The following is a 12,417-nucleotide window of genomic DNA, read 5'->3' on the forward strand; positions in this document are numbered from 1 at the left end:
GTCCGGATCGTGCTGCTGTGTCGGGTGTCCACAGGCTGAGACAGTACCCAGCCTAACCGGAGGACTGCGGGATCCGACATACCCGGCTCCCGGCAACGACCGAATCAGTGAATCTGCTGGCACAACGCTGCGTATTTCATCGGTTTCGCCTTGCAGGACCGTCGAAGTCTCCTGCACAGTGGGCCGGGTGGCCACACATGAGGTGAACAGCGCGCGACCCGTCGTCGACGCGGTGTCGAAGGCGATCATCGAGCAGCTCCAGGAGGACGGCCGCCGTCCCTACGCGGCGATCGGCAAGGCCGTGGGCCTGTCCGAGGCGGCCGTGCGGCAGCGCGTGCAGAAGCTGCTCGACCAGGGCGTGATGCAGATCGTCGCGGTCACCGACCCGCTCACCGTCGGCTTCCGGCGGCAGGCGATGGTCGGCATAACCGTGGACGGCGACATCGAACCGGTCGCCGACGCCCTGGCCGGGCTGGACGAGGTCGAGTACGTGGTGGTGACCGCGGGCTCCTTCGACCTGCTCGCCGAGATCGTCGCCGAGGACGACGACCATCTGCTCCGTCTGATCAGCAAGCGGATCCGCGCGCTGCCCGGCGTGCGGTCCACCGAGAGCTTCGTCTACCTGGGGCTCCGGAAGCAGACCTACTCCTGGGGAACCCGATAGCCATGAGCACGAGCCCGCCGGCCACGGCGTACGACCACCTGTGGATGCACTTCACGCGCATGGGGGACTACGCGGACGCGCCCGTCCCGACCATCGTGCGCGGCGAGGGCGCGTACGTCTACGACGACCGCGGCAGGCGCTGCATCGACGGCCTGAGCGGCCTGTTCGTGGTCAACGCCGGCCACGGGCGGCGCGAACTGGCCGAGGCCGCGGCCCGGCAGGCCGCGGAACTGGCGTACTTCCCCGTGTGGGGCTACGCGCACCCGCGGGCGGTGGAGCTCGCCGAACGGCTGGCGCACCTCGCACCCGGCGACCTGAACAAGGTCTTCTTCACCACCGGAGGCGGCGAGGCCGTCGAGACCGCCTGGAAGCTGGCGAAGCAGTACCACGGGCTCACCGGGAACCCCGGACGGTACAAGGTGGTCTCGCGGGCCGTCGCCTACCACGGCACCCCGCACGGCGCGCTCTCCCTCACGGGGCTGCCCGAGCTCAGGGCGCCGTTCGAGCCGCTGGTGCCAGGTGCGTTCAAGGTGCCCAACACCAACATCTACCGGGCCCCGGTGCACGGCGACGACCCCGAGGCCTTCGGCCGCTGGGCCGCCGACCGGATCGAGGAGCAGATCCTCTTCGAGGGCCCGGAAACGGTGGCCGCGGTCTTCCTGGAGCCGGTGCAGAACGCCGGCGGCTGCTTCCCGCCGCCGCCCGGCTACTTCCCGCGGGTGCGGGAGATCTGCGACCGGTACGGCGTCCTGCTCGTCTCCGACGAGGTGATCTGCGCCTTCGGGCGGCTCGGCACGACCTTCGGCTGCGAGCGCTACGGCTACCTGCCGGACATGATCACCTGCGCCAAGGGGATGACGTCCGGTTATGCGCCGATGGGCGCCTGCATCGTCTCCGACCGGGTGGCCGAGCCGTTCTACCGCGGCGGTGAGGCCTTCCTGCACGGCTACACGTTCGGCGGCCACCCGGTCTCCGCCGCGGTCGCGCTCGCCAACCTCGACCTGCTCGACCGCGAGGGCCTGGGCCGGCGCGTACGCGACCACGAGGCGGACTTCCGCGCCGCCCTCGACCGGCTGCGCGACCTCCCGATCGTCGGCGACGTGCGCGGCAGCGGCTACTTCCACGGCATCGAGCTGGTCAAGGACAAGGCCACCAAGGAGACCTTCACCGCCGAGGAGACCGAGCGCGTCCTGTACGGCTTCCTCTCCCCCGAGCTGTTCGCGAACGGGCTCTACTGCCGCGCCGACGACCGCGGCGACCCGGTGATCCAGCTCGCCCCGCCCCTCGTCGCCGGCCCGCAGCTCTTCGACGAGATCGAGGCGATCCTGCGGGACGTGCTGACGAGGGCGTGGGCGAAGCTCTGACGCCTGCCGCGGACCGGTTTCCGGTCCCGCGGACGACGGCCGCCGACCGGTCCGGGCGCCCCGGTGCGGCACCCCTCACGGACGGCGGCCCCTACCGCCGCCCGGCCCCGGCGCCGCTCACCCGAACGGACGGATCGGCGACCTCCGCCGCCGCGCCTGCGGTCCGACCGCCCGCCGCCTGCCTACGGTGCCGGGAAGTGACCGACCCCTCCCCGGCGCCCGCGGCGCACCGGCGCCACTGCCACCGGGGGACGACGACCCGCGGAGGAACGGCATGGTGGCCCCGCCCGACAACGACGTGCTCTTCGCCCGCTCGCTGCGCCACTCCCACCGGGGCTCGCCGGCCCTGCTCGGCGTCTCCGTGGGCGTCCGCGAGGGGGAGATCCTCGGTGTGGTCGGGCCGCGCGGCTCCGGCAAGACGACCCTGCTGCGCTGCCTGTCCGGCCAGATCGTGCCGGACGAGGGCGAGGTGTGGTTCAACAGCGGACCCGTGCACACCCTGCCCGAGGCCGGGCGCGACCAGCTGCGCCGCGAGCGCTTCGGCTGGGTCGGCAGCGAGCCCGCGCTGCTCCCGGAGCTGACGGCGTGGGAGAACGCGGCGCTGCCGCTGCTGATGCGCGGTGTACGGCCGCGGGCGGCGCGCGCCGAGGCGCAGGAGTGGCTGGACCGGCTGGACATCGGCGGCGCCGCGCGCCGCCACCCCGGGGCGCTGCTCCTTCCCGAGCAGCAGCGGGTCGCGGTGGCCCGCGCCCTGGTCGGGGCGCCCGCGGTGGTCTTCGCCGACGACCCGGCCGCGCCGCTGCACCGCTCCGACCGCGCCCAGGTCCTGCGCACGCTCGCCAGCGCGGCACGCTCGCACGGTATGACGGTCGTCCTCGCCGGCAGCGACCCGGAGACGGCCGGCTACACCGACCGCGCCCTCGCGCTCCGCGACGGGCGCACCGACTCCCCCGCGCACGCCCCGGACCGCGGCACCCCCGACCCGGCCCCGGCGAACGCATGACCCCCGTCGGCCTCGTGCCCCGGGCCCCCCGTCCCCCGCGCGCCGGAACGGGCGGCACCCCCCACGACCCGCCGGCGCGCTGCCCCCACGGCGGCCACGAGCCGCAGCCCCCGCCCGGGCCGGGCACGGGCGCACCCGCACCCCGCAACGGACGGCAGCACCACGCGCGCCTGCGTGGCGCCCGGCGGTGGCAGCCGTCGCCGGCTGTCCCGCGCGGCCGGTCCGCCCGGCCGTGCGGGCTCCGGGAGCGGCGGACGGGCGGCGCAGTGGCTTCGGATGTGCGGATCGGACGGGAGGCGGCGGCGTGCTGAGCTGGCGGTTGGTGCGGGGCGCGCGGATCGGGGCGCTCGGGCGGTGGCTGACGGTGGTGGGCGCGGCAGCTGGGACGGGACTGCTGCTGCTGTCGGCGCTCGGGTGGGCGCTGGGGCACCACCAGCCCGGTACCGGTGCCGGGGTGCGGCTGGTGTGGTGCGCGCTGCCCGCCGCGGCGGCCGTGCTGCTCGCCGCCACGGCGGGGCTGGCGCAACCGCTGCGCTGGCCGGGCGCGGGACTCGCCGCCGTCGGGCTGGGCCGCCGGGCGACGGTGCTGGTCGGCGCCGCGAGTGCCGCGCTGGCCTGCGCGGGCGGCAGCGGGCTCGCCCTGCTGGGCTTCCTCTACCTGCGCGGTGACCTGGGCGGCGGGCCGTACTCCGGTGCGGTCTCCGCGGTGCTCGGCGCCGGCCACCGGCTGCCCCCGGCGGGCGTGGTGACCCTGCTGGCGGTGGTGCCGCTGGGCGCCGCCGCGGCCGTCGCCGTGCGGCTGTGGCAGCCGCCGGCGCCGCAGCCGGGCGCGGGGCCCACGGGGCTGCCGTGGGGCGTGGCGCTGACCGCTGTCGGGCTCGCGGTGCAGGTGAGCGCGCCACGCGGGGACGCCCTGCCGCTGCCGAGCGGGCTGGGCGCGGTGTCGGCGGCGACGGTGGCCGGCTGGGCGGTCGCGTCGGCCGGCATGGTGCTGGCGGGCCCGGGCCTGCTGCACCTGTGCGGGCGGCTGCTCGCGCTGCACCGGCCGGGCGCGCTGCGGCTGCTGGCGGGGCGGACCCTCCAGCAGGAGTCCCGCCGGACCGGCCGGCCCCTGGGCCTGCTGTGCGCGACGGCGACGGCCGCGCTCGCGGTCCACGACCTGCAGCGCGCCTCCGGTCACCGCCTGGGCCCGCTGACGACGTTCGCCATGGCCCTGGTCGGGATGTGCGTACTGGCCGTCGCGGGCACCGCGCTGGCGGAGGCGGCGGGCGCGCGGACCCGGTCGGCGACGGCGCTGCGGGAGATCGGCGCGCCGCCCTCGCTGCTGCGCGGCGCGGCGGCACTGCGCACCGGCGTGGTGCTGGCCGTCGCGGTGCCGCTGACGGCCGTGGTCGCGGCCTTCGCGACCGTACCGGCGACGCGGTGACGGAGTGAGGGGCCCGGCGGGCTATCGTGCCGCCATGCCCGCCGAGACCACTCCCCCGCCCGCCCGCGAGATCCAGACGATCGAGGAGTTCGACCGGGTCGCACTGACCGGGTCGTTCGCCGGATGCCGCGTCCAGGCCGTCGACCTGACGGACCGCACGTTCGCGCTGCTGGTCGCCGACACCACACAGGCGGTCTTCCTCGGCTGCCTCATGGAGCCGCAGGCGCTCGCGCACGTCCGCGCCGGCGGTGCGCTGGTCTTCCCGCCGGTCCCGCACCTGCCCTTCAACCCCTACCGGGCCACGCTGTACAGCCCGGTCGAGCTGTACGCCGACCTGGCGGCCGCGGGCTACGAGCACACCCCGGACGCCCGTGCGTACGACTGGTACCGGCGGAGCGCGGCGAGCGGCGACATACTGGCCTCGATGCTGCGCTCGATCCACGACGACGCGGTGACCGACGCGCTGGACGAGCACCTGGCCGGGGCCCGGGTGGTGGGCGTCATGGGCGGCCACGCGATAAAGCGCGGCACGGACGCCTACGCGGGCGCCGCCCGGCTCGGCCGCGACCTGGCCCGCGCGGGCCTGACCGTGGCGACCGGCGGCGGCCCCGGCGCGATGGAGGCGGCGAACTTCGGCGCGTACGCGGCCCCGCACGAGGACGTGATGCTCGGCAAGGCGCTGGCGGTGCTCGGCAGTGCCCCGTCCTTCCGGCCGTCGGTCGGCCAGTGGGCGGCGACCGCCTTCGAGGTGCGCGAGCGCTGGCCGCAGGGCGGCACCTCGCTGGGCGTGCCGACGTGGTTCTACGGGCACGAGCCGCCGAACGCCTTCGCGTCGCACATCGCGAAGTTCTTCGCCAACTCCGTCCGCGAGGACACCCTGCTCGCCCGCTGCACCTCCGGTGTGGTCTTCCTGCCCGGCGCGGCGGGGACGGTGCAGGAGATCTTCGACGCGGCCACTCCCAACTACTACTCCTCGCGCGGCGAGCCGACGCCCATGGTGCTGGTCGACCGGGCGCACTGGACCACCGAGCTGCCCGCGTGGCCGCTGCTCAGCGCGCTGGCCCGGGACCACGCGATGGCCTGGCGCATCGCGCTGGTCGACTCGGTGGCCGAGGTGCCGGACGCGCTGGTGCGGCTCGCGGAGAAGTGAGCAGGGGGCGGGCCGCTCAGACGGCGTCGGCAGCGGCCTCCAGCTCGGAGACCACCAGCTTCTTCATGCCCAGCATGGCCTTCACGGCGGCCTGGGACCGGTTCTGGTCCGGGTCGCCGATCAGCTCGTTGAGCCGGGTGGGCACGATCTGCCAGGACACGCCGAAGGGGTCCTTGAGCCAGCCGCAGGGGCCCTCCTGGCCGCCGTTCGCCGTCAGCGCGGACCACAGCCGGTCGACCTCCTCCTGCGAGTCGCAGTCGACGCTGAGCGAGATCGCCTCGTTGAAGGTGAATTCCGGGCCGCCGTTGAGCGCGAGGAAGCGCTGGCCGCCCAGCTCGAACTCGACGATCATCACGCTGCCCGGCGTCCCGGGGCCGGCCTCGCCGTAGTGCTGGACCTTGACCACCCGCGAGTTGTCGAAGAGCGAGGTGTAGAGGGCCGCGGCCTCCTCGGCCTGGTCGTCGTACCACAGGAACGTCGTGATCTTCTGCTGCATGGCGGGCTCCGTTCTCGTCCGTGTCCGTCGGTCCGGCGCGTTCTCGCGCCTCCAGCAGACAGGACCGTCCGGGCGGGCGAAACTCATCGGTACCCATCCGTGTGCCTCCCGCCCGGAGCCGGGCGGATCAGCCGGGCAGGACGACGACGTCCTCCGGGTCGAAGGTCACCCCGACCTCCGCGCCCTCGGCCGGGGCGGCGCGCAGCGCGCACTCCGCCTCCAGCTGCGGCCCGCGCTCGGGCCGTAGCGTCAGGGCCACGTGCCCGCCGCGGAAGGTGCGGGCGACCACCAGGCAGCGCAGCGCGCCCGCCGCGTCCGGGGCGGCCAGGCGCACCCCGGTGGGCCGGACCAGCAGCCGGCGACGGCCCTCCGGGGTGCCGGGCGGCACGGGCAGCGCGCCCCAGCCGGTGGCGGCGGTGCCGCCGGTCACGACGGCGTCGGTGACGGAGTCGAAGCCCAGGAAACGGGCGACGAACTCGTCGGCCGGGTGCTGCCAGACCGCCAGCGGTGTGCCGGTCTGGGCTATGCGGCCGTCGCGCATGACCACCACGCGGTCGGCGAGCGCGAAGGCCTCGCCCTGGTCGTGGGTGACGGCCAGCACGGTGGTGCCGAGCCGGCCGAAGAGCTGCCGCAGCTCAACGACCAGCCGCTCGCGCAGCGAGCGGTCCAGCTGGCCGAGCGGCTCGTCCAGCATGAGCAGCCGTGGCTCGGGCGCCAGTGCGCGGGCGAGTGCGACCCGCTGCTGCTCGCCGCCGGACAGCTCCGCGACAGCGCGCGCCTGCGCGCCCGGGAGCCCGACGAGGTCCAGCAGCTCGGCGACCCGGCGCTCCCGCTGCTCGCGCGGCGCCTTGTGCATGCGCGGGCCGAAGCCGACGTTGCCGCCGACGTCGCGCTGCGGGAAGAGCTGGTGGTCCTGGAACATCAGCCCGACACCGCGCCGGTGCGGCGGCACCCCGTGCTGGTCGGCGCCGTCCAGCAGCACCCGACCGGCGTCCAGCCGCTGCAGCCCGGCGACGGCCCGCAGCAGCGTGGACTTGCCGCTGCCGCTGGGCCCGAGCACGCAGACGATCTCGTGCTCGGCGATCTCCAGGTCGACGGCGTCCAGCGCGGTCCGCTCCCCGAAGCGCACGGTCGCGGCGTCGAGCCGCAGCAGGGCGCCGCCCTTGAGCGAAGGTCCCCCGGAGCCGGACGGGCCGGCCGCGTGCGGGGCCGCAGGGTTGCGTGTCGGATCGGTGGTCGTCATCGCGGGTCACAGCTCCCCGGCGGTCGTCGGGCGGAAGCGTTCCAGCACCAGCAGGCCGGTCGCGCAGACCACCATCAGCACGGTGCTCAGGGCCATGGCCTGGCCGTAGTTCATCGGCCCCGCGCGGCCCAGCAGGCGGGCGACGGCGACCGGCAGGGTGGGGTCGTCGGACCGGGCGATGAAGACGGTGGCGCCGAACTCGCCGAGCGAGACGGCGAAGGCGAAACCCGCGGCGACGCCCGCGGCGCGGGAGACCAGGGGCAGCTCCACCTCGCGCCACACCCGCCAGGGCGAGGCCCCGAGCACCGCGGCGGCCTCCCGCAGCCGGCCGTCGACGGCCCGCAGCACCGGCAGCATCACGCGGACCACGAAGGGCGCGCCCACCAGCGCCTGCGCGAGCGGCACCAGCAGCCAGGAGTCGCGGAGGTCCAGCGGCGGCTTGTCCAGGGCGATGAGGAAGCCGAAGCCGATGGTGACGGCGGAGGTGCCGAGCGGCAGCATCAGCAGCGCGTCGAAACCGCGCATCAGCCGCCCGGACCTGCGGACCAGCGCGGCCGCGGCAAGCCCGCCGATCACCAGGGCGATGACGGTGGCCAGCGCCGCGAAGCGCAGCGAATTGCCCACCGTCTGCCAGGGGGCGACGCTGAAGGTGCCGCCGTCGTCCGACCCGAGGGCGCGGTAGAAGGCCAGGCCGTAGCCGCTCGGGGTGTCGAACGAACGGGCGGCGAGCACACCGAGCGGCAGCAGGACGACCAGCGCGACGACGGCGAGGACGGCCCCGAGCAGGGTGCGTTCGGCCACGCCGCTCGGCCGGTGCGCGGTACGCGCGGGGTCGACCAGCTTCAGCGCCGACTCGCGGCGCCGCACCGTCCAGCCGTGCAGGGCGAGGATCGCCAGCACCGCCGCGAACTGCAGCAGGGTCAGCACGGCCGCGGCCGGAAGGTCGAAGATCTCGGCCGTCTGGCGGTAGATCTCCACCTCCAGGGTGGAGTAGAGCGGGCCGCCGAGGATCTGGATCACGCCGAAGGAGGTGAAGGTGAACAGGTACACCATGAGCGCGGCCGCGGCCACGGACGGGCCGAGCGCCGGCAGCGTCACCTTGCGCCAGGCGGCGAAGCGGCCCGCGCCGAGCATCCGGGCGGCCTCCTCCTGGGCCGGGTCCAGCTGCGCCCACAGGCCGCCGACGGTACGGACCACGACGGCGAAGTTGAAGAAGACGTGCGCGACGAGGATCGCCCACACGCTGGTGTCGAGCCGCACCCCGAGGAGCGAGTCCGTGAAGCCGCCGCGGCCGAGCAGCGCGAGGAAGGCCGAGCCCGCGACCACGGTCGGCAGCACGAAGGGCACCGTCACGACCGCGCGCAGCAGCCGCCGCCCGGGGAAGTCCAGCCGCGCGAACACGTACGCGGCGGGCAGCCCCACCAGCAGCGTCAGCCCCGTCGAGGCCGCGGCCTGCCAGCAGGTGAACCACACCACGTGCCGGATGCCCGGTTCGCCCAGCACGTCGCCGATCCGGCCCAGCTGCCAGGTCCCGTCCTGGTGCAGCCCCCGGCCGACGATCGCCGCCACGGGGTAGCCGAAGAAGGCCGCGAAGAAGAGCAGCGGCACCGCCGCCAGCACGGCGCGGACCGCCAGGGCGCGGCCGCGTGAGCCGTCGGCCCCGTCCCGCCGCGCGCCGCGCACGGCTGCGGTCCGCGGCGCGCTCACGTCACACTCACTTCAGGACGATCCCGTTCCACGCCTGGACCCACTCGTCGCGCTTGGCGGCGATCGTGTCGGGCGGCAGCGTGGCGGGGTGCTCGACCTTCGCGCCGTACTTGACGAAGACCGGCGGCTCGACGGCGTCCCCGCGCACCGGGTCGACGTACATCTGGAGCGGCATGTCCTGCTGGAAGGTCCTGCTCAGCATGAAGTCGATGAGGGCCTTGCCGCCGGCGGGGTTCTTCGCGTTGTGGAGCAGGCCGGCGAACTCGATCTGCCGGAAGCAGGTGCCGGTCGCCACGCCGACCGGCGACTGCGCGGGAGCGGGGCTGACACCGACGACCTCGGCGGGCGGGCTGGAGGCGTAGGAGACCACCAGCGGCCGGTCGCCCTTGGCCTGCTTGCCCGCCGAGGAGCCGGAGAAGCGGTCGTTGTAGGCCTGCTCCCAGCTGTCGACGACCTCGACGCCGTTGGCCTTGAGCTGCTTCCAGTAGTCCTGCCACTTCGTGTCGCCGTAGGTCGCCGCGCTGCCCAGCAGGAAGGCCAGGCCGGGTGAGGACGTGGAGACGTTCTCGGTGACCAGCAGGTCCTTGTAGGCGGGCTTGACCAGATCGGCGAAGGTCTGCGGCGGGGCCAGGTGGTGGGCCGTGAAGTAGGCCCGGTCGTAGTTGACGCAGACGTCGCCGGAGTCGATCGGCGTGACGCGGTGCCGCGAGCCGTCCAGCTGCAGGTCGGCGGGGACCTGCCCGAGGTCCTTGGCCGTGTAGGACGTGAACAGGCCGTTGTCGAGGGCGCGGGACAGCAGGGTGTTGTCGACGCCGAAGAAGACGTCGCCGCGCGGGTGGTCCTTGGTGAGGACGGCCTGGTTGACGGCCGCGCCCGCGTCCCCGCCGCGCAGCACCTTGACGGTGTAGCCGGTCTCCTTGGTGAACTCCGCGAGCACGGACTTCGAGGCCGCGAAGGAGTCGTGGCTGACGAGCGTGACGGTCTTCGAGCCGGAACCCGCCGCCTTGTCGCCGCCACCGCCGGAGTCGCTGCCGCACGCGGCCAGGACGGACGCGGCCGCACCGGCGGCGACGAGCGCGCCCACGGCACGCAGAGCAGTGGTCTTCATCTGTGCTGACTCCCTACGCCGGTATGACCCGGATCAGGTGGGAGGGTCTGCGGCCTGAGATCCTTCACCGGATCACTCGCCGCACTCTCAGCGCCGTCGCAGGCGCTCCCCTGTCGGAATGTTCTGTTGTGCGACCGCCGGGACGCGGCCGCCTGCTGCGGTGACCGTACGCCGGCGGGATCGCCGACCGTACGATAGCAGCAGGTCAGCGCTCCGCCGCCGCCAGCTGCCCGCAAGCGCCGTCGATCTCCTGGCCACGGGTGTCGCGTACGGTCACGGGCACGCCGTGCGACTCCAGGGCTGCCACGAACGCCCGCTCGTCCTCCGGGCGGGAGGCCGTCCACTTCGAGCCGGGCGTGGGGTTGAGCGGGATCAGGTTGACGTGCACCCGGTGGTTCCTGAGCAGCCTGCCCAGCCGGTCGGCGCGCCATGCCTGGTCGTTGACGTCGCGGATCAGGGCGTACTCGATCGAGACCCGGCGGCCCGAGACGTCGGCGTAGTGCCAGGCCGCGTCCAGCACCTCGCGCACCTTCCAGCGGGTGTTGACCGGCACCAGGGTGTCGCGCAGCTCGTCGTCCGGGGCGTGCAGGGACACCGCGAGGCGGCACTTGAAGCCCTCGTCGGCGAAGCGGTGGATGGCGGGCACCAGGCCCACCGTGGAGACGGTGATGCCCCGCTGCGACAGCCCCAGGCCGTCCGGCTCCGGGTCGGTCAGCCGGCGGATCGCGCCGACCACGCGCGTGTAGTTGGCGAGCGGCTCGCCCATGCCCATGAAGACGATGTTCGACAGCCGCGCCGGTCCGCCCGGCACCTCCCCGTCGCGCAGCGACTTCATGCCGGCCACGATCTGGTGCACGATCTCGGCGGTCGACAGGTTGCGGTCCAGCCCCGCCTGGCCGGTGGCGCAGAAGGGGCAGTTCATGCCGCAGCCGGCCTGTGAGGAGATGCACATGGTGACGCGGTCCGGGTAGCGCATCAGCACCGACTCGACGAGCGTCCCGTCGAAGAGCCGCCACAGCGTCTTGCGGGTGTCGCCCCCGTCGCACGAGGCGTGCCGCACCACGGTCATCAGCTCCGGCAGCAGGTCCTCGGCGAGCCTGCCGCGGGCCGCGGCCGGGATGTCCGTCCAGGCGGCGGGGTCGTCGGCGTACCGCGCGAAGTAGTGCTGCGACAGCTGCCTGGCCCGGAACGGCTTCTCCCCGAGCGCGGCCACCGCCTCCCGGCGTTCGGCGGGCGTGAGGTCGGCGAGGTGCCGCGGGGGCTTCTTGGCCCCGCGCGGCACGGCGAAAGTCAGTTCTCCGGGTACAGGCATGATGCAAACCAGTGTCGCAGACCGCGCGCCGTTGCCTGCTCGGAGCGGATGGGCGGGGGTCGTCACCGGTCACCGTCGGGCAACGGTGGCCGGCCTCGCACGGCCCTCAGACGGCCCGGGGCCCGGTGAGGAACCGTGGTGAGGCGCGGGTGAGGGGGAGTTTTCACCCGGCGCCTCACCACGATTCCTCCACCCGGTGACCTGCGAAAAGTGAGGCGGGTGACGCTGGTGACCCCACCCTGCGGACGCTCTGGGACGTGCGGAAACGGCCCCCACAACGGGCAGCCAGTGCCTCACCCACCCGGCGTCGGGCCCTCACGCCGGGAGCCCCCGAGAGGGGGCGCGCTCCATCCCCTAAGAGCCTCCAGCGCCCGCCCCACGGGCCCTGGACGCCGCTGGACCTGGCGAGGGCGATCGCTACGACCCTGATGCGCTTCCACCTGGTATCTGGCGTCTGGCGACCCCTCGCTCGCCGGACACCAGAACGCGGCCGGCACGGAGCGGCTAGGAGCGCGGGTCAGTAACGCCAACCCCACCAGCAGTTCGTGATCTTTCGTCGTGGAGTGCTTGGTCCTGTTCCCGTGCGAGGCAAGGGGCTGACCCGACTCCGGCCTGGTGCGTTCGAGAATTTCCGGACAGGGCGACGGCGCGAAGCTCATCGCCGACGAGCTTTGAGCGGTGCCGCCGATCGGGTGCTTCTGATCGGGTCTTGATGTGACGGCGGGCCCCTTCGTCTGAAGGGGCCCCGTTTGGCGTAGCCCGATCCCGGTCCGCTCCGGCTTGCGGGGCCGACCAGCCGGGCGCGGGGGGGGGGGGGGGGCCCCCCGCCCCCCCCCCCCCCCCCCCCCCCCCCCCCCCCCCCCCCCCCCGGGGGGCGGCCCCCCCCCCGGGGGGGGGGGGGGGCCCCACGACCTGCTGCTCGGCGCCCGCTTCGCCGCCGGTGG

Annotated in this window: 10 protein-coding genes and 1 riboswitch; of the genes, 5 read left to right on the forward strand and 5 right to left on the reverse strand. The window is 74.6% G+C overall.

The window, feature by feature from the left end:
- Positions 1-178: 178 nt before the first annotated feature.
- The 5 genes from ACH4SE_RS14610 to ACH4SE_RS14630 all read left to right on the forward strand — a co-directional run bounded on the left by ACH4SE_RS14610 (position 179) and on the right by ACH4SE_RS14630 (position 5,607).
- Positions 179-664 (forward strand): Lrp/AsnC family transcriptional regulator, encoded by a 486-nt coding sequence (locus ACH4SE_RS14610; protein ID WP_398543736.1) that lies wholly within the window; start codon positions 179-181, stop codon positions 662-664.
- Entirely contained in the window at positions 649-2,028 is a 1,380-nt protein-coding gene (locus ACH4SE_RS14615) for an aspartate aminotransferase family protein (RefSeq protein WP_398544088.1), read from the forward strand. Before ACH4SE_RS14610 ends, ACH4SE_RS14615 begins: the two co-directional genes overlap by 16 nt.
- A gap of 274 nt (positions 2,029-2,302) precedes the next feature.
- Positions 2,303-3,031 (forward strand): ABC transporter ATP-binding protein, encoded by a 729-nt coding sequence (locus ACH4SE_RS14620; RefSeq protein ID WP_398543737.1) that lies wholly within the window; start codon positions 2,303-2,305, stop codon positions 3,029-3,031.
- A gap of 304 nt (positions 3,032-3,335) precedes the next feature.
- Positions 3,336-4,457, forward strand: coding sequence for a hypothetical protein (locus ACH4SE_RS14625; RefSeq protein ID WP_398543738.1), 1,122 nt, complete (start codon positions 3,336-3,338; stop codon positions 4,455-4,457).
- A gap of 34 nt (positions 4,458-4,491) precedes the next feature.
- The gene (locus ACH4SE_RS14630) at positions 4,492-5,607 is read left to right on the forward strand and encodes an LOG family protein (protein WP_398543739.1); all 1,116 of its coding nucleotides are present in this window, start codon (positions 4,492-4,494) and stop codon (positions 5,605-5,607) included.
- 16 nt (positions 5,608-5,623) lie between these two features.
- Here ACH4SE_RS14630 and ACH4SE_RS14635 read toward each other — a convergent pair whose 3' ends face one another.
- From ACH4SE_RS14635 to rlmN, 5 genes are all read right to left on the reverse strand, one after another.
- Positions 5,624-6,103, reverse strand: coding sequence for a VOC family protein (locus ACH4SE_RS14635; RefSeq protein ID WP_398543740.1), 480 nt, complete (start codon positions 6,101-6,103; stop codon positions 5,624-5,626).
- A 127-nt stretch (positions 6,104-6,230) separates the two neighbouring features.
- Positions 6,231-7,256 (reverse strand): ABC transporter ATP-binding protein, encoded by a 1,026-nt coding sequence (locus ACH4SE_RS14640; protein WP_398544089.1) that lies wholly within the window; start codon positions 7,254-7,256, stop codon positions 6,231-6,233.
- A gap of 96 nt (positions 7,257-7,352) precedes the next feature.
- The gene (locus ACH4SE_RS14645) at positions 7,353-9,029 is read right to left on the reverse strand and encodes an ABC transporter permease (RefSeq protein ID WP_398544090.1); all 1,677 of its coding nucleotides are present in this window, start codon (positions 9,027-9,029) and stop codon (positions 7,353-7,355) included.
- Positions 9,030-9,060: 31 nt separating this feature from the next.
- Positions 9,061-10,161: a thiamine ABC transporter substrate binding subunit gene (locus ACH4SE_RS14650; protein ID WP_398543741.1), complete on the reverse strand. Its 1,101-nt coding sequence runs from the start codon at positions 10,159-10,161 to the stop codon at positions 9,061-9,063.
- Positions 10,155-10,283, reverse strand: a riboswitch (TPP riboswitch). It overlaps the preceding gene by 7 nt.
- Positions 10,284-10,366: 83 nt before the next feature.
- Positions 10,367-11,473, reverse strand: coding sequence for a 23S rRNA (adenine(2503)-C(2))-methyltransferase RlmN (rlmN, locus tag ACH4SE_RS14655; protein WP_398543742.1), 1,107 nt, complete (start codon positions 11,471-11,473; stop codon positions 10,367-10,369).
- Between the last annotated feature and the right edge of the window lie 944 nt (positions 11,474-12,417).

The organism is Streptomyces sp. NPDC020983, from assembly GCF_044333485.1.
Taxonomy (GTDB): Bacteria; Actinomycetota; Actinomycetes; order Streptomycetales; family Streptomycetaceae; genus Actinacidiphila.